The organism is Acinetobacter bohemicus ANC 3994, from assembly GCF_000367925.1.
GTDB classification, from domain to species: Bacteria; Pseudomonadota; Gammaproteobacteria; order Pseudomonadales; family Moraxellaceae; genus Acinetobacter; species Acinetobacter bohemicus.
Genome location: NZ_KB849167.1, coordinates 105,706 through 123,503, shown reverse-complemented (window position 1 = coordinate 123,503; position 17,798 = coordinate 105,706). Strand labels below are relative to the sequence as shown.

The window sequence follows — 17,798 nt, the reverse complement described above, 5'->3', positions numbered from 1 at the left end:
TTCAATTTTTATTTTACTTTGATCAGTTCAACATCAAAAATAAGGGTGCTGTTTGCAGGAATCATGCCTGGAACACCTTGTTCACCATAGCCTAATTGCGAAGGGATATAAAGTGTGGCTTTGCCACCTTCTTTCATCAATTGCAGACCTTCAGTCCAACCCGGAATAACTTGATTCAATGGGAACTCAATTGGTTCACCACGGTCAATTGAGCTATCAAATACTTTGCCGTCAACCAGTTGGCCTTTGTAATGTACGGTCACCATAGAGTTCGCAGCAGGTTGTTTGCCTGTACCTTCTGTGATGATTTTGTACTGTAATCCAGAAGCCGTCGTTTTTACACCGGGTTTTTTCGCATTTTCAGTTAAGAAAGAATCACTGGCAGTTTGGACTTGTTGTTCTTGTTTAACTTGCTTTTGCTGCATTTCTTTTTGGAATTGCTCATATGCTTTTTGCAATTCTTCTTCGTTATAAGCCGGTTTATTTCGGGCATGACCTTCACGTACGCCTGTAACAAAGCTATTAATATCTAATTCAGGAGGTGTTTGATGTGCAACTTCATAGCCCAATGCGTAACTAATTTTTTCAACAGCAGAAGCATTTTTTGACGCTTTAGATGTCACAGTCGCAGGGTTTTGAGTTGCATAGTAAACAGGTACAAGTGCAGCACCGCCTAAAAGAACAGCGACAGCGATGGGTAAGGCTTTACTCATAGGTTTTCCCAAATTCATTTTATATAAAAAAAGTTGCATTAATTTTAGCAGACTTTTCTATCCAACACGTTCCGAGCGATCCGTATTGTGTAGAAATCCAATATATTCTGATTAACCTCATTATTCTATAATTGGCTGAATAATAAAAACATTTTTAATACATTAAAATAGCAAATTTTTATTCATTTAGATAATCAATGATAAACTTTTGTTTTAAATGTTATTTATCGATCAAATTTTTTTTAGCAGTAAATAGGGGCTGCTGAAATGTCAACAGACCCTAAGATTAAAAAAGTCAGAGCAGATCTCTGACTTTTTTTAATTATAAATTTTTAATCATTATTTTTTGATGCTTTATAGCCATAGGCATAGTTATAGCCGTAACCATAGCCGTAACCACCAGAGCCGCGTTGAATATCATTTAGAATAAAGCCATTGACTTTAACCCCAACTTGTTCAAAACGATTTACAGTCAATTCAAGTTCTTTCATCTGCGATTTTGCATAGCGCGCAATGACCAGATTCACGCCAGCATATTGCGAAATGATAATCCCATCCGTTACTGCAAGCACAGGCGGTGTATCAATAATAATGTGATCATACATCGGGGAAAGTTGCTCAAACATCGCAGCAAACTTTGCTGAGCTTAAAAGTTCTGAAGGATTGACCGGACTTTTACCTCGAGTAATGACATCTAAATGAGGAATTTCTGTTGGCTTAATAATGCTGTCGAGCGTTTGCTGGGTATTTAAATATTCAGCTAAACCAGGGAGGTTGTCATGGTTGAAGTATTTATGTAAATAACCACGACGCATATCCGCATCAATAATCAGTACCCGTTTATTACTTTGCGCCAAAATCGCGGCTAAGTTGGTTGAAATAAAAGATTTACCGACTTCTGGTGCAGGACCTGAAATCATAATGATATTATTTTTTGCATTATTTAAAGCAAAATGAATTGCAGTACGCATACTACGCAAGCTTTCAATGGCAATATCATCACCATTTTTAATGGCTAAAATAGGAATACTCTTTTTCTTTTTCAATAACTTGATGCGGCTTTCCTGAGCCGGTGAGCGAGGCACGGTAGCATATACCGGTAAATCCAACTCATTTTCAATTTGATTGGAATCTTTAATCCCTGAATGCATCATATTACGTAATAAAGCCAATAAGGTTCCAAGGAAACCACCAAGGAAAATGGCAAGGATTAAAATTTGCAATTTTTTCGGTTTAATCGGTTCAATTGGTAGTACTGCAGTATCCACAATACGCACATTGCCAATTTCACCGGCTTTGGCAATACGCAGTTGTTGGTAAGAGTTTAACAGTGCAGTATAGAGCTGAGTTTTTACTTCAACTTCACGGTACAGTTGTAGGTAACGGCGTTGTAAATCAGGAAGTTGTTTTAAGGTATCATTTAACTCGCCAATTTTTTTATTGATCGCTCCCAGCTGTGCATTCATTTGCTGCATGGCTGGATGTTCATTGGTGTATTTCGCAGCAGCTTCTGCCAATTTCTGTTCAATTTCAGCTTTTGATGTTTCAAGCTGAATACTTTGGGTTAAATACAGTTCAGATTCTTTAGTCACATCAACAGTATTATATTGTTGACGGAATTTATTAAACTCGCGTTCAGCAACATCCAGTTGTTGTTTTAACTCAGGAAGTTGTTCATCCAGAAATTTTAGCGTTTGTGCTGTTTCGGCAGAACGACGTTCAATATTTTGTTGACTATAAGCCACAAGAATCGAGTTGAGAACATTGGTAATGTGTTCTTTGTCTTGACCTTGGTAATTTAAACCTAAAATACCGGTCAATTTACCTTTTTCAGCCACAGAATAATTATTTGTGATCGAGCCCATTGCCGCAGGTAAAGACATTTTTTGAATATTATAAGTGTTTTTGAATTGATTTTGCGTATAGAGGGCAATGTTCCAAGTACCATATTCCGATGTATGCTGGCTTTCTTGGTTGGTTACTGCACTAAAAACGATTTGCTTGGTTTTTGCATCAGTTAATGTGTATTTATTGCCATTAAAATTAAGCAGTAGATTCTTATCTAGGTAATAGGTTGGAATTTCAAATTTTCGAACATCAAAAGACTTGGCATCATCTTTAAAAATAACGGCGTTTTTATTATATGTGGTTTGATAGTCATGTGGACTGAGTAAACGATTAAAAAAACTATTTTCTGTGCCGGAAATTTTTAAATCTAAATTTAGATTTTGAATGACAGAACCCAGTACTAAGCGTGATTTAAGCAACTCAATTTCAGCTTGAGCGGGTTGTTTCTGCTCAATCATGCTGGATAGATCACCCAGTAAAGCTGCCGATGTGCCCTTACTTTCTTCAACTTGTACCAATGCATCCACCGCATAAGTATCAGGCGTGGTTCTTAAATAGAGTAATGCGCAGACCAAGCTTAAAATGACGCATAGTGCAATCAGTTTCCATTGCGCAATGAGTGAAAAAAACAGCTCTTTTAAATCAATGGTATCTTCGGTATTGCTATTTTGGCTCATAATCTTGCTATCAAAAAGTTAAATATGTTTTTTCCAGTCAGCTATACAATCTTGTATTAATTGACAGGTTTCATCAAAGACCCATTGCTCATGTTGAAAAGGATCAGGCACATTTTTACTTTGCCAATAGCCTAATCGAAATGTTTTTCCTTTTGCAAAAGGCCAAGTCTGTTCTAAATGCTTTTGCTGATTTTGACTCATGACCAAAACCAGATCTGCCTTTTTAATTAACTCAGCATTGAGTTTTTTGGCAATATGAGGCTGCATATCTATACCTAAACGCTGCATACAGAGTATAGCCTTTTGATCTGCTGCATGACCGATTAAACCAGAAATACCCGCAGATTCGATATTCAGCTCTGGATATTCCTGTTTTAACAAGTATTCAGCCATCGGGCTGCGGCAGATATTACCCACACAAATAACCAGAAGATTTTTGATCTGCATTATTGTCCCAAACTATCAAGTTGATAAATGACGCTAGAAAAAGGAACCATCTGATTGATCACACGTTGCCAGCGTGCAAGCCCTGAAGCATCCACATAGACAATATCATTACTGTGCATTTTAAATTGATTGGCCAAGCCAAAGTCGGCAATGCTGGTTAAATCCAAATGATAAACTTCTGTACTGGAATCATTTCGGTTGCTGCGCACCACATAAATTTTACTACGGCTGGCAGACAGTGGATTTAAACCTAAACTTTCACCGAGAACATCGCTTAGACTCATCCCTTGATCACGCATGGGTAGGGATTGATTCTTACCAGACTCACCCATGACATAAATTTTTTGATTTTCTCTCGCATTGATATAAAGCGTGTCATTGGGTTGAATCAGTAGGTTGTGTAAAGAATAGCCTAATTTTTCCAGTTCAATACTGTTGAGTTTATAACTACGACCTTGGCGGACTAGGGTCATTGAAGCATGGTCACCCAATTGAGGATTCACACCACCTGCTAAACCTAAAGCCGTATAAACGCTGACCGGTTGATCACTTAAGTAGAATTGCCCACCTTTCATAACATTGCCCTGCACTGAAAAGCGTTGTCCCTGATAGGAGAGTACCCGTGCAATCACATCGGGCGTTTTTAAATAACGAGAAAGTTGGCTACGTAATTCTTGGTTGATTTGTGTTAATGATTTTCCCGCAGCCTTATAACGACCAATCATGGGGAATTGGATATAGCCATTTTGATCAATTTGATAGCCATTGGCTTGTACAGATTGTTCATTATTAATTGCTGTGGTGGGGGGGTAATATCGGGATAAGCCCAAAGATAAATAGAGAGAATATCACCCGCACTTAATTTATAATTTTTATGCGGTGAGCTAAATAAATGAGCATAATCTTGTTGAATGTTAACTTGCGCAGGTTGTAGAGCAGGGAGTGATTCTTGAGTGAGTTTAAGTACATTAACTGGAGTGCCAAGTTCAGTTTGATAAACACCTTCACTTGGTAAATCAAATGTTTGTAGCCCCGATGTAATTGCACATCCTGTCGTACCTGCAGCTAGCGCGCAAAGTAAAAAAAATTGGTAATATCTCACTCGAAATCCCGTTTATAAAAATAATCTGATTTTAAAAATAGTCGGCATTTTACCCTGTAATACGTAAAATATTAATAATAAATTGTAATTGTTATTTTATACCAAGATCATCGCTGGGGTATAGCTTTTCTTCATAAGTTTGGTGTGGGGAAGATGTTTTTGATGTTCAAAACAGATTTTTATAGATTAAGTGAGATGTGGTTCTCTGTATTTTAACTAAAAGTAGTGTTTCTAATATGATGCTTAAAATGGATAATAATAAAATTTATTAATTGTTAAATTTTATTTTGCTTGATATTTGATTTAGAGTTGATAATGTTAAAATTACACATAAATTAATATTGTAATTGTTTATTAAATTTCTTATAGATGTAATATTTAATTATAATATATGCCTGTGGTTTTTAGAATTTAATGCTTTTTTTTTCTAAAATTAATGCGGAATTTAAAAATGTTTTTGATTCTGAATAAGTATAAATATATTTTTTCTGCTATATTATAGCTCGGCTTTAAGCCTACTGATTATACACATGAATAAACAATATAAGGCTTGTAACATGTTACAACTCGCGGAACTAAAAATTGCAATTATTGGGTTGGGTTATGTCGGGCTTCCTTTAGCGGTCGAGTTCGGTAAAAAAGTACCCGTGGTTGGTTTCGATATTCATCAAAAACGGATTGATGAGTTAAAAAGTGGGCAGGACCATACCTTAGAAGTGTCAAAAGAAGAATTGGCTCAAGCCAGTCAACTGAGCTATTCCGCAAATTTAGAAGATTTAAAAAATTGTAATTTCTTTATTGTTACTGTTCCGACGCCTATTGATTCTGTAAACCGTCCAGATTTAACACCTTTAGTCAAAGCATCTACTAGTATTGGTCAGGTGCTAAAAGCGGGAAATATTGTAGTTTATGAGTCGACAGTATATCCAGGTGCAACAGAAGAAGTTTGTATTCCTGTATTAGAGCAAGTTTCTGGACTGAAGTTTAACCAAGACTTTTTTGCAGGTTATAGTCCTGAGCGTATTAATCCGGGTGATAAGGTAAATACATTAACCAAAATTAAGAAAATCACTTCAGGTTCTACGCCTGAAGTTGCCGATTTTGTCGACCAAGTTTATAACTTGGTCATTGAAGCAGGCACGCATAAAGCATCTAGTATTAAAGTAGCAGAAGCGGCAAAAGTGATTGAAAACACACAGCGTGATTTAAATATTGCTTTAGTCAATGAATTGTCGGTTATTTTTGATCGCATTGGTATTGATACTCTAGATGTTTTAGAGGCTGCTGGGAGTAAATGGAATTTCTTACCCTTCCGCCCAGGTTTGGTTGGCGGGCATTGTATTGGTGTAGATCCATATTATTTAACCCATAAGGCAGAAGAGGTTGGATATAATCCTCAAGTGATTCTTGCTGGTCGTCGTATTAATGACAATATGGCACGCTATGTAGCAAGAGCAACTATTAAACGTATGGTTAAGAATAATATAGATGTTACTAAAGCGACTGTAGGCGTTTTGGGTATTACCTTTAAAGAAAACTGTCCTGATATTCGTAATAGTAAAATTATTGATGTTATTAAAGAATTTGATCAATGGGGTATAAAAGTTGTTGTTTGTGACCCGTGGGCGAATCCAGAAGAAGTAAAAGAAGAGTACGGGATTGAGCTTGGTCTTGTTAGTGTAGAGCATCCTGTAGATAGTTTGGTCGTTGCGGTTGGGCATAATGAGTTTCGCTCGCTTTCTGCAGAAGAGTTACGTGGTTTTGTACGTGGTGAAAACCCTGTATTTATTGATGTTAAGAGCCTGTTTGATCGTGCAGAAATACAAGCACAAGGTTTTACAGTCTTTCGTCTCTAAACTTAATAATTTGAAGAAGTTTTAATTATGAAAAAATTTGCCCTTATAGGTGCGGCTGGTTATATTGCTCCACGTCATTTAAAAGCAATAAAAGAAACAGGTAATACTTTAGCTGTTGCGATGGATGTTAATGATTCTGTTGGAATTATGGATAGCCATTTTCCTGAAGCTGAATTTTTCACTGAATTCGAAGAGTTTGAAGCGTATGTAGAGGATCAAAAATTAAAAGGTGAAAAATTAGATTATGTAGCAATTTGCTCACCTAACTATTTACATGCGCCTCACATGAAATATGCACTTAAAAATGGCATTGATGTGATTTGTGAAAAACCATTGGTTCTGAGTTCAGAAGATTTAAATATGCTTTCTGAATATGAACAACAATATGGTGCAAAAGTAAACTCAATTCTACAATTGCGTCTTCACCCTTCGATTATTGCATTGCGTGACAAAGTACAAGCTGCGCCTGAAGGTAAGGTATTTGATGTTGATTTAACTTATTTAACTTCTCGTGGAAAGTGGTATTTAAAATCATGGAAAGGTGTAGATAAAAAGTCTGGTGGTGTTGCAACCAATATAGGTGTGCATTTTTATGACATGCTGCATTTTATTTTTGGCGACATTGTTAAAAATGAAGTGCATTTTCGTGATGAAAAGACAGCTTCAGGTTATTTGGAATATGAACGTGCACGTGTGCGTTGGTTCTTGTCGATTGACGTGAATAACTTGCCATCAAATGCAGTAAAAGGCGAAAAATTAACATATCGTAGTATTACCATTGAAAATGAAGAATTAGAGTTTTCAGGTGGTTTCACCGATTTACATACTCAAAGTTATCAACGCATTTTAAATGGTAATGGCTACGGGGTAGAAGAAAACCGTGCTGCTATTGAGACTGTTGAAGTTATTCGTATAACGCCAATTGTTGAAAACCCCGCGAATCCGCATCCTTTATTGGCTAAAGTAAAATAATAAGGAGGATGAGAATGAGTTTTTATCAGCATGAAAGTGCAATTGTCGATGAGGGTGCTCAAATTGGTGAGAACTCTCGTGTGTGGCATTTTGTCCATGTATGTGGCGGAGCCAACATTGGACAAGGGGTTTCTTTAGGTCAAAATGTTTTTGTAGGCAATAAAGTTGTTATTGGTGACCATTGTAAAGTGCAAAACAATGTTTCCGTCTATGATAATGTGACTTTAGAAGAAGGTGTTTTTTGTGGCCCAAGTATGGTTTTCACAAATGTCTATAATCCACGGTCATTAATTGAGCGCAAAGATCAGTATCGTAATACCTTGATTAAAAAAGGTGCAACATTAGGTGCAAACTGCACAATCGTGTGTGGTGTGACAGTGGGAGAATATGCCTTTGTAGGTGCTGGTGCAGTCATCAATAAAGATGTTCCTGCTTATGCACTTGTAGTGGGTGTTCCTGCAAAACAAATTGGTTGGATGAGTGATTTTGGTGAGCAATTAGATTTACCATTAAACGGTCAGGCCAAAGCTGTTTGTGAGCATACAGGGGCGATTTATCGTTTAGAAGGTCAAATTGTCAGTAAACAACAGGCATAAAAATGATTGAATTTATTGATTTAAAAGCACAGCAAGCACGCTTAAAAGAAAAAATTGATGCAGGTATTCAAAATGTATTGTCACATGGGCAATATATTTTAGGACCAGAAGTTTCTGAGCTTGAAGAAAAATTAGCTGCGTATGTGGGTGCAAAATATTGCATTACTTGTGCGAATGGCACAGATGCTTTACAAATTGTTCAGATGGCATTTGGTATTGGTCCGGGTGATGAAGTGATCACCCCAGGATTCACCTATATTGCAACAGCAGAAACCGTTGCTGTGTTAGGTGCAACGCCTGTTTATGTAGATGTGAATCCGAGAACATATAATTTAGATGTTGAAAAATTAGAAGCTGCGATTACGCCACGGACTAAAGCCATTATCCCTGTTAGTTTATATGGTCAATGTGCAGATTTCGATGCAATTAATACCATTGCAGCTAAATATAATCTTCCGGTGATTGAAGATGCAGCACAAAGCTTTGGTGCTACTTATAAAGGGCGTAAAAGTTGCAATTTAAGTACAGTGGCATGTACCAGCTTTTTCCCAAGTAAACCATTGGGTTGTTATGGCGATGGTGGTGCTATTTTTACCAATGATGAGGAGCTTGCAAAAGTCATTCGCCAGATTGCCCGTCATGGACAAGACCGTCGTTACCACCATATTCGTATCGGGGTAAACAGCCGTTTAGATACGCTACAAGCGGCTATTTTATTACCAAAACTTGAAATTTTAGATGATGAAATGCAGGCGCGTCAGCGTGTAGCTGAAACTTATACGAAACTTTTCAATGAAGTAGGTATTTTAACTACACCATTTATTGAAGAGCACAACCAAAGTGCTTGGGCGCAATATACCATTCAAGTAGAAAACCGTGCAGATGTTCAGGAAAAACTAAAAGCGCAGGGTATACCGACAGCAGTGCATTATCCAATTCCTTTAAATAAGCAACCTGCGGTTGCAGATGAAAATGCAGTTTTACCTGTAGGTGATGCTCTCGCTGAGTGTGTGATGAGTTTGCCAATGCATCCATATCTAGATGAAATGGCACAGAAAAAAATTGTAAAAGAGTTCATAGTGTGAATAAAGTAGGAATTTTAACTACAAATTATCCTTATGGTGTTGGGGAACAATTTTTAGAGCAGGAAATTCTATTTTGGGGAGAGCAAACTTCTTTAGAGGTTTCACTTCTCCCTTATAATTGTAAAGGTTCTCAAAGGCCTGTACCTGCTAAAGTGATAATAAATAAAGATTTCAGTTTTTCTATAAATTATTTTTATATTTTTATTTTGATATTTCAATCATTTTTTTGGAAGGAATTATTTTATTTAATTTCAAGTAAAAAAATTTCTATTGTAAATTTAATGAGAGCTGTTAAATTCGGATTACTTATATATACATCTTTTAGAAAATTGAAAAAGAATAACTCTAGCTGTGATTTATATTACAGTTATTGGTCTGATTTTTTTTCCTATGGTGCTTTATTACTCAAAAAACATAAATCTATAAAAGTTTTAACTAGAATGCATGGTTATGATTTATATGAGAATTTATATGAGAAAAACTATATGCCTTACAAACGTCAGTTTATTAATAAATATGACGCAATTTTATTGTTATCAGATTCTGCAAAACAATATTTAGTAAGTAGTTTTAATTATGATCAGAATAAAATAAAAATAATTCCATTAGGTGTTTTTATCAATAAAGATTCAGCCTTAAATTTAACAAATAAAAATACTATAAAAATAGTAAGTGTATCAAATTGTATCCAAGTTAAAAGAATAGATAAAATTATTGATGCTCTCTGTTTAATCAATAAAAAAAATCCTGATGTTAAAATTATTTGGCATCATTATGGTAATGGCATTTTAAGAGGTGATTTAGAGAATCAAGCGCGTCGAAAATTAAATACACAATATATTAGTTATAGTTTTAAGGGGCAGGTGAGTAATAGTGTACTACAGAAAAATATTTCAGAAAACTCATATGATTTGATTATAAATTCAAGTGAAAGTGAAGGAATACCAGTTTCTTTAATGGAAGCAATGTCTAAATATGTAGTACCAATAGCGCCGAATATTGGTGGAATTAAACATTTAGTAGACAGAAAAAATGGTTATTTAATATCAAGTGCAGCTAAAGTTGAAGAAATATCGGATGCTGTACTTGATTATATTTATAAACAGTCAGATGAACAGCAGCTTCAAAAAATATCTGCTTATCATAAAGTGAAAGAAAGTTATAATTCTCAGATAAATTATACAAATTTGATCAAAATTGTTGAAAGAGTTTTAGGTGTTAAATAATGAAATGGTACATTGCTAGTACACTTATTACTGGGGTTATGAGTGTACTCATTACTTTTCTGATGACTTGGAATTTTGATTCTAAATATATTGGTGTGTACGGTTTAGTTTCTAGCACAGCTGCATTTTTTTTATTAGTATTTTATTTGGGGTTGGATCAGGCATTAGTTAGAAATTTTAACACATCAGAAAATAAGAAAAATACTTTATATAATTGTTTATTACCATGCTTGATTTTCTTTATTATAGGATCTTCAGTTTTTTTATTAAATTACTCTTATTTTTCTAAAATATTATATGGAGAAAGTAGTTTACTCTTTATTATATTAACTTGTTGTTTGATATTCTTAATGTTAATTCAGCGGTTTTTCCTTCTAATAATTAGATGTGACGGAGAAAGTAAAAATTTTGCTATCAATAATATATTAAATAAATTTTTTTATATATTGTATATTTTAGTTTTTATAATCTTCTCTTTAGAATCTAAAGTTTTTTCTTTAATTTATGGATTGTTAGCGAGTATATTAATATGTAATATTTTCTTGCTAAGAAGTGTTTATAAGTATTTGACTTTTGATAAGTCTTTATACTTTGATAAAAAATATTTTAAATATGCTATTCCATTGCTGTTTTCAACTTTTATTATTGGTTTACTGGGTTTTCTAGATAAATTTTTGATATCAAAGTGGTATGGTCTGAATGATTTGGGTAAATATGTGGTTGTTTATAATGCTGGTTTGATATTTTCATATTTTACAAGTTTGGTGAATATTATATGGATGCCATTTGTATTTAAAAACCAAAATAAAAATATAATTGAAGTTATTAATAGGTTTTTGTCATTAATTGGATACGCTGCTATTTTTTCTGCTAGCGCATTTTTCTTAATTAAAGATTATATAAGTTTTATATTTCCACAAGAATATGGTGGTTTAATTAAGTTTATTTATTTTATTTTGATTAATTGTATTGTATATACTTGGTCTGAAATACCATCATCTATTATTTTATTGAAGAATAAAAGTATATATAATCTAGTCGCGGCATTATTTAATTTAGGTTTAGTTGTTTTGTGTATACCTATTTTAAAGAATAATGGTTTTGAATACTTTTTTTTAATTTTCTTTTTAGGTAATATTTTGGCACTTATTTTGAAACTATTTTTAGCAAGGATAGTAAATGAGAGATTTTCAATCAATTTATCTTTATTTTTAGTTTTAATATTAGTGGTTTTTAGTTTTTCTTATTTTTTTGATTATACTAATGTATGGACTTCATGGTTTTTAATGATGGCATCATTTTTCCTTATGGTGAAATATTTAATTAGATGTTATATAGAAATTAAGAGCACTAAATATGAACTATAAAAATATATCTTTTGGTTTTTTGATTTTATATATTTTATTTTTTCACTTTATGGAAAGTTATTCAAATTCTTTAGTCCAAGTAGGAACATATTTTTTAGCACTACCTTTAGTAGCTTTTTGGTTTTTTGAAACTTTAGTTAATAAAAAATTAAATTTTTATAAACTTTCTTATGTAGGTTTTGTTTATTGCTTATATATGCTATTTACGTGTATTTGGAGTAATTATATAGATTATTCTATTGATTATTTTTTTAGATTTTTTAGTGTTTTTTTATTATATATTATTATAAATGATCTGGTTTCTAATTTAGATAGGGTTTTTAAAGTTATATATGCATACGTATTAGGAGTATTACCTATAGGTATAAATGCACTATTGAATGTTTTTTCAGGTATTACTTATCAGGATTTATCAAATCGATATTCTGCTGATGGTTTTGATCCCAATAATTTTGGTATTATATTAAATATAACTACTATATTTGTTTATATATTAATATTTAATAAAAAAATAAATATTTTATTCGGTTTTTTATCTGTTTGTTTACTAAGTTTTCTAATATTGTCTACTGGGTCTAGAGCCTCACTTGGAATCTTTTTATTAGGTTTAATATTGGTTTTATCTTTATTTACATGGCGTAAACCTTTATTTTTACCAATATTTATGATTGGATTTCTAGTTTTTGGTTATTTTTTATTTGATTTTATACCTGCTAATTCATTGGAGAGAGCTTTTTCAGGTGTTAATGTTGAAGATGAAAGTAGGTTTATGTTTTGGAAACAGATAGTTGCTTCAGTAGATGGTATTAGATTTATATTCGGTCATGGTATTGGTACTGTTGTCCCTTATTTTGGATATAATGCACATAATACATTTGTTTCAAATTTTTTTGAAGGTGGATTTATAGCATTTATATTATGGTTTGTTTTTATATTTTCTCATTATTTGAATATAGTATATTTTTATATAAAAACAAAAAATGTTATTCTGGTTTTGTTTTTTATTGCTTTTTTAGCAATGCTAGGGGGATTATTCACCCTAAATTGGGAATTTAGAAAAGATCTTTTTATTCTTTTATCTACATCTATACTATTGTCAAAATTTTTATTCTTTTCAAAGAAAGAATAAAAATTTTTTAAAAGGTAAATCAGTGAGAATTTTACATAGTGCTGCAATGCTATCTTTTTCGCCAGGTATTTATAAACAAATGTCTTGGGAAAATAAGTCTGCTTTAAAATTAGGGATAGATTTTAGTTCTAAAATTTTTTGCCCTATAGATGTATATCCAGAGGGTGATATTGTAGAATTTTCTAGTTTTCAAAAGCCAAAAAATATAGTAGATAAATTTATTTGTTGGATTAAGCTAAGGTTAGAGTATTTTAATTGGTTAATGGATCAACAAAAGAATTTTGATATTATTTTGTTAAGATATAGTGTCCATGATCCATTTTTATTAAAGTTTCTTAAAGAAACTAAAATACCTGTTTATTTAGTTCATCATACTCTAGAGCTACCAGAGCTAAATAGCTTTAACACTATAGGTAAAATAAGAGCTTTCTTAGAGGGAAGTATTGGAAATAAATGTATTGCACATTCTTATGGTCTTATTTGTGTGACAAATGAAATTAAAGAATTTGAATTAGAAAGAATATCATTAAATAAAATTGAAAAACCTTCATATATATATCCTAATGGTATTTTATTAGAGGATAATAGAATTTTAAATGATAATAGAGGGAATATACCTGAGTTATTATTTTTAGCTAGCTATTTTTTTGATTGGCATGGTCTTGATTTACTTTTAAAAAGTGTTCAGAAAGATAATAGTGAATTTATCTTACATGTCATTGGTAAAGTAGATGATTGGCAGAAAGATATAGTCAAGGGTGATCCACGAGTAGTTTTTCATGGTTTGAAAACAACTCATGAAATACAGAGTATTTCTGAAAAATGTTGGCTAGGTCTTTCTTCTTTTTCTTTAGATAGAAAAGGGATGCAAGAAGCATGTACTCTTAAAGTAAGAGAATATTTAAGTATAGGATTACCTGTATATTCAGGTCATAAAGATGTTTTTCCTACTAATTTTGAATATTACTATTTTGGTGAAGCAAATATAAAATCTATTTTATCATATGCCGAAAAAATGAGAGGTACTAATCGTATTACTGTAGAAAGAGAGGCAAATGAATATATTAGTAAGGAAAAATTAGTAATGAATTTATACAATTACTTTAATAAGTAAAATTAGGTTTATATATGTCAAGAGTTATACTAATAGGTACAGTTGCTTCAAGCTTCTATGGTTTTCGTGCAGATTTAATTGCCATGCTTTTAAAGCGAGGACATCAGATTTATGCCTTTACTTCTGAATATACAGATATAGACCTAAAAAAAATAGAATCTTTAGGTGCTATTCCTATTACTTATGAATTAAACCGTGGTGGTCTAAATCCATTTTCAGATATTATAGCGACTTATAATCTTTCAAAAAAAATCAGAAAAATTAAACCTGATTTAGTTTTTTCATATTTTAGTAAACCCGTTATTTTTGGAACAATTGCTGCAAAATTAGCAAAGACTCCGAAAGTGATTGGTATGCTAGAAGGTTTAGGTTATACCTTTACAGAACAACCTGAAGGCTTAAGTAAAAAGACTAAACTTATAAAAAAACTTCAAATTTTACTGTATAAAATTTCTTTGCCTCAATTAGATAAATTAATTTTTTTAAACCCTGATGATCCTTTAGATTTAATTAATAAATACTCTATTAATATAAAAAAAACTGAGGTTTTAGGCGGTATTGGTCTAAATTTAAAAGAGTATTCTTACCAACCTATGACCATTATTCAGCAACCAATTAATTTTCTATTTATTGGTCGGTTACTTAAAGAAAAAGGAATTCATGATTTTCTTGCCGCAGCAAAAATTGTAAAAGAAAAATATCCTGAAACGCAATTTACTGTTTTAGGTGCAATTGATCCTCATAATTTAGGTGCATTAACACAGTCTGAATTGCATGAGTTAATTTCTTCAAATATTATTCATTATCTGGGCCATGTAAATAACGTAAAAGATTGGATAGCTAATAGTCATGTTTTTGTATTGCCATCCTATCGCGAAGGTGTGCCACGTAGTACACAAGAAGTAATGGCAATCGGGCGTGCAGTCATTACTACAGATGTACCAGGTTGTCGTGAAACAGTTCAAAATTGTGTGAACGGTTTTCTTGTACCTAAATGGAACCCAAAAGCCTTAGCTGAAAAAATGATTTATTTTATAGAACACCCTGAACAAATTGAAAAGATGGGTTATGAAAGTTATAAAATCGCTCAAGACAAATTTGATGCTGATAAAGTCAATCAACGCTTACTCAATATTTTAGGTCTATAAATGTTAAAACGTTTACTTGATATTATTATCGCTTCAATAGCCTTAATTCTACTTTCACCTCTCTATTTTTTTGTTGCTTACAAAGTAAAAAAGAACTTAGGCTCACCTGTCTTATTTCGCCAAGTTCGTCCAGGTTTACATGGTAAACCTTTTGAAATGATTAAGTTTCGGACTATGAAGGATGCTGTAGATACGAATGGTCAACCACTTCCAGACAGTGAACGTTTAACATCATTTGGTAAAATGTTACGCTCAACCAGTTTGGATGAAATGCCTGAGCTTTGGAATGTAATTAAAGGGGACATGAGTATCGTTGGACCACGTCCGCTGCTGACAGAATATTTACCATTGTATAATCAAGAACAAGCTAAACGACATAATGTACGTCCGGGTATGACAGGACATGCCCAAGTCAATGGACGAAATGCGATTGGTTGGGAAGAAAAATTTAAACTCGATACATGGTATGTAGACAATCAATCTACGCTTTTAGATTTTAAAATCATGTTTAAAACCGTGCATAAAGTTCTCGCCAAAGATGATATTAGTGCGGAAGGCGAGGCAACAATGACAAAATTCACAGGCTCTAAGCCGAGCCATACAGATGAATAATCTTTATGCGATTTACGGTGCTTCAGGCTGTGGGCGTAGTTTAATGCCAGTCGCACGTGAGCATTTGGTCCGTTTAGGTATTCAAGCAGAAATTTATTTTATTGATGATGCTCTTACAACGATTGAAGAGGTCAATACACATAAGGCCATGAATTATACCCATTTCAAGGCATTACCACATGAACAAAAATATGTTTTGATCGCTATTGCTAATAGTCGCATTCGTGAAAAAATTACGAATCAGTTATTAAATGATGACATAAATCTTTGGTCAGTACGCTCTAATACTACAATAGTTATGGATGATGTACAGATTGCTTCAGGAGCTGCACTGAGTCCTTTTGTAACAATTACATCAAATATTAAAATTGGTAAATGTTTTCATGCCAATTTATATAGTTATGTTGAGCATGATTGTGTTATTGGTGACTATGTGACCTTTGCCCCAGGGGTAAAATGTAATGGAAATATTCATATTGAAGACCATGCTTACATTGGAACGGGTGCAGTCATTAAACAAGGCACGCCAGATAAACCTTTAGTGATTGGTAAAGGTGCTATTGTGGGTATGGGTGCTGTGGTAACGAAAAGTGTACCCGCAGGTGTGACTGTTGTCGGGAACCCCGCAAAAATTTTAGAGAAAAAATAGTTTCATATTTAAAAAATTAGGAATGAATTATGCTCAATACTGCATTTGAACCATGGCCAAGTTTTACCAAAGAAGAAGCAGATGCTGTTTCTAATGTTTTACTTTCAAATAAAGTGAATTATTGGACAGGTCAAGAATGCCATGAATTTGAAAAAGAATTTGCACAGTTCGCAGGTACTCAATATGCAGTAGCATTAGCCAATGGCACGGTTGCTTTAGATGTCGCATTAAAAGCATTAGGTATTGGTGAAGGGGATGATGTGATTGTCACCTCGCGGACCTTTTTGGCTTCAGCCAGTTCAATTGTGACAGCAGGGGCGAACCCTATTTTTGCTGATGTAGAACTCGATTCACAGAATATTTCAGCGCAAACCATTCAAGCTGTGCTGACGCCTAATACAAAAGCGATTATTTGTGTGCATTTGGCAGGTTGGATGTGTGATATGGACCCAATCATGCAATTGGCTCACGATAAAGGTCTTTATGTCATAGAAGACTGTGCGCAAGCGCATGGTGCACAATATAAAGGCAAACTTGCAGGCTCAATTGGTCATATTGCGGCATGGTCATTTTGTCAGGATAAAATCATGACCACGGGTGGAGAAGGTGGTATGGTCACCACCAATGATGAAGAGTTATGGAAAAAAATGTGGTCATATAAAGACCATGGTAAAAATTTTGACAGCATTTACAATAAGCAGCATCCACCGGGATTCCGTTGGCTACATGACTCATTTGGTACCAATTGGCGCATGATGGAAATGCAAGCGGTGATTGGGCGTATCCAGTTGACAAAAATGCCAGAATGGACAAAAAAGCGTAAGGATCATACCGATATTATTTTAAATGCGTTTGAAAATAGCCCCTATTTTACTGTGCATCGTCCGTCAAATAATTATGTGCATGCATGTTATAAATGTTATGTTCAAGTGAATATTGAAAAATTGCCGGAAGGTTGGTCGCGTGATCGCATCATGCAGGAAATTAATGCATCAGGTGTACCATGTTTTAGTGGTTCATGTTCAGAAGTTTATTTAGAGCATGCATTTGATCATACAGCATGGCGACCTGAAAAGCGTTTAGCCAATGCCCAGATGTTAGGTGAAACCAGCTTGATGTTTTTAGTTCACCCGACTTTGAGTCTAGATAGTCTGAATAAAACTGTAGCGAGTATTCAGCAAGTGATTAACCAGCTTTAAAATAATTTTGACTAAGTGACGCATGTATAAAGATACTGCTTCACATTCGATATATATG

Annotated in this window: 15 protein-coding genes and 1 pseudogene; 12 read left to right on the top strand and 4 right to left on the bottom strand. The window is 33.5% G+C overall.

Annotated elements, in window-relative coordinates; translation table 11 throughout:
* Positions 1-8: 8 nt before the first annotated feature.
* The 4 genes and pseudogenes from F994_RS07555 to F994_RS07540 form a co-directional block, all read right to left on the bottom strand.
* Entirely contained in the window at positions 9-713 is a 705-nt protein-coding gene (locus F994_RS07555) for a BamJ family beta-barrel-assembly machinery protein (protein WP_004649675.1), read from the bottom strand.
* Positions 714-1,045: 332 nt separating this feature from the next.
* Positions 1,046-3,238 (bottom strand): polysaccharide biosynthesis tyrosine autokinase, encoded by a 2,193-nt coding sequence (locus tag F994_RS07550; protein ID WP_004649673.1) that lies wholly within the window; start codon positions 3,236-3,238, stop codon positions 1,046-1,048.
* Positions 3,239-3,256: 18 nt separating this feature from the next.
* On the bottom strand, positions 3,257-3,685 hold the full coding sequence (locus tag F994_RS07545) for a low molecular weight protein-tyrosine-phosphatase (RefSeq protein WP_004649672.1): 429 nt from the start codon (positions 3,683-3,685) through the stop codon (positions 3,257-3,259).
* Positions 3,685-4,787 (bottom strand): annotated as a pseudogene (locus tag F994_RS07540) (polysaccharide biosynthesis/export family protein). The gene F994_RS07545 and the pseudogene F994_RS07540 overlap by 1 nt, the downstream one beginning before the upstream one ends.
* Before the next feature lie 557 nt (positions 4,788-5,344).
* Between F994_RS07540 and tviB the strand changes: the two are divergent.
* Genes tviB through F994_RS07480 form a run of 12 tightly spaced genes read left to right on the top strand, consistent with a single transcriptional unit; the run spans position 5,345 to position 17,740 of the window.
* Entirely contained in the window at positions 5,345-6,643 is a 1,299-nt protein-coding gene (gene tviB / locus F994_RS07535) for a Vi polysaccharide biosynthesis UDP-N-acetylglucosamine C-6 dehydrogenase TviB (RefSeq protein ID WP_004649669.1), read from the top strand.
* Positions 6,644-6,670: 27 nt separating this feature from the next.
* The gene (locus tag F994_RS07530) at positions 6,671-7,615 is read left to right on the top strand and encodes a Gfo/Idh/MocA family oxidoreductase (RefSeq protein WP_004649667.1); all 945 of its coding nucleotides are present in this window, start codon (positions 6,671-6,673) and stop codon (positions 7,613-7,615) included.
* A gap of 14 nt (positions 7,616-7,629) precedes the next feature.
* Complete coding sequence (gene wbpD, locus F994_RS07525; RefSeq protein WP_004649666.1) at positions 7,630-8,211, top strand: UDP-2-acetamido-3-amino-2,3-dideoxy-D-glucuronate N-acetyltransferase; 582 nt, start codon at positions 7,630-7,632, stop codon at positions 8,209-8,211.
* 2 nt (positions 8,212-8,213) lie between these two features.
* Positions 8,214-9,296, top strand: coding sequence for a DegT/DnrJ/EryC1/StrS family aminotransferase (locus F994_RS07520; protein WP_004649665.1), 1,083 nt, complete (start codon positions 8,214-8,216; stop codon positions 9,294-9,296).
* Positions 9,293-10,522 (top strand): glycosyltransferase, encoded by a 1,230-nt coding sequence (locus F994_RS07515; RefSeq protein WP_004649664.1) that lies wholly within the window; start codon positions 9,293-9,295, stop codon positions 10,520-10,522. The genes F994_RS07520 and F994_RS07515 overlap by 4 nt, the downstream gene beginning before the upstream one ends.
* Positions 10,522-11,889 (top strand): lipopolysaccharide biosynthesis protein, encoded by a 1,368-nt coding sequence (locus F994_RS07510; RefSeq protein WP_004649662.1) that lies wholly within the window; start codon positions 10,522-10,524, stop codon positions 11,887-11,889. Before F994_RS07515 ends, F994_RS07510 begins: the two co-directional genes overlap by 1 nt.
* Positions 11,879-13,018, top strand: coding sequence for an O-antigen ligase family protein (locus F994_RS07505; protein ID WP_004649661.1), 1,140 nt, complete (start codon positions 11,879-11,881; stop codon positions 13,016-13,018). Before F994_RS07510 ends, F994_RS07505 begins: the two co-directional genes overlap by 11 nt.
* 22 nt (positions 13,019-13,040) lie before the next feature.
* Positions 13,041-14,132 (top strand): glycosyltransferase family protein, encoded by a 1,092-nt coding sequence (locus F994_RS07500; protein ID WP_004649660.1) that lies wholly within the window; start codon positions 13,041-13,043, stop codon positions 14,130-14,132.
* Between the two features lie 14 nt (positions 14,133-14,146).
* The gene (locus F994_RS07495) at positions 14,147-15,280 is read left to right on the top strand and encodes a glycosyltransferase family 4 protein (RefSeq protein ID WP_004649659.1); all 1,134 of its coding nucleotides are present in this window, start codon (positions 14,147-14,149) and stop codon (positions 15,278-15,280) included.
* Entirely contained in the window at positions 15,281-15,892 is a 612-nt protein-coding gene (locus tag F994_RS07490; RefSeq protein WP_004649657.1) for a sugar transferase, read from the top strand.
* Complete coding sequence (locus F994_RS07485; RefSeq protein ID WP_004649656.1) at positions 15,885-16,541, top strand: acetyltransferase; 657 nt, start codon at positions 15,885-15,887, stop codon at positions 16,539-16,541. The genes F994_RS07490 and F994_RS07485 overlap by 8 nt, the downstream gene beginning before the upstream one ends.
* 29 nt (positions 16,542-16,570) lie before the next feature.
* Entirely contained in the window at positions 16,571-17,740 is a 1,170-nt protein-coding gene (locus tag F994_RS07480) for a DegT/DnrJ/EryC1/StrS family aminotransferase (protein ID WP_004649655.1), read from the top strand.
* Positions 17,741-17,798: the final 58 nt, after the last annotated feature.

Bases quoted from the DNA above. Each gene is read 5' to 3' on its own strand.
- F994_RS07555 (WP_004649675.1), bottom strand. From the start codon at position 713: ATGAGTAAAGCCTTACCCATCGCTGTCGCTGTTCTTTTAGGCGGTGCT.
- F994_RS07550 (WP_004649673.1), bottom strand. From the start codon at position 3,238: ATGAGCCAAAATAGCAATACCGAAGATACCATTGATTTAAAAGAGCTG.
- F994_RS07545 (WP_004649672.1), bottom strand. From the start codon at position 3,685: ATGCAGATCAAAAATCTTCTGGTTATTTGTGTGGGTAATATCTGCCGC.
- tviB (WP_004649669.1), top strand. From the start codon at position 5,345: ATGTTACAACTCGCGGAACTAAAAATTGCAATTATTGGGTTGGGTTAT.
- F994_RS07530 (WP_004649667.1), top strand. From the start codon at position 6,671: ATGAAAAAATTTGCCCTTATAGGTGCGGCTGGTTATATTGCTCCACGT.
- wbpD (WP_004649666.1), top strand. From the start codon at position 7,630: ATGAGTTTTTATCAGCATGAAAGTGCAATTGTCGATGAGGGTGCTCAA.
- F994_RS07520 (WP_004649665.1), top strand. From the start codon at position 8,214: ATGATTGAATTTATTGATTTAAAAGCACAGCAAGCACGCTTAAAAGAA.
- F994_RS07510 (WP_004649662.1), top strand. From the start codon at position 10,522: ATGAAATGGTACATTGCTAGTACACTTATTACTGGGGTTATGAGTGTA.
- F994_RS07505 (WP_004649661.1), top strand. From the start codon at position 11,879: ATGAACTATAAAAATATATCTTTTGGTTTTTTGATTTTATATATTTTA.
- F994_RS07495 (WP_004649659.1), top strand. From the start codon at position 14,147: ATGTCAAGAGTTATACTAATAGGTACAGTTGCTTCAAGCTTCTATGGT.
- F994_RS07490 (WP_004649657.1), top strand. From the start codon at position 15,281: ATGTTAAAACGTTTACTTGATATTATTATCGCTTCAATAGCCTTAATT.
- F994_RS07485 (WP_004649656.1), top strand. From the start codon at position 15,885: ATGAATAATCTTTATGCGATTTACGGTGCTTCAGGCTGTGGGCGTAGT.
- F994_RS07480 (WP_004649655.1), top strand. From the start codon at position 16,571: ATGCTCAATACTGCATTTGAACCATGGCCAAGTTTTACCAAAGAAGAA.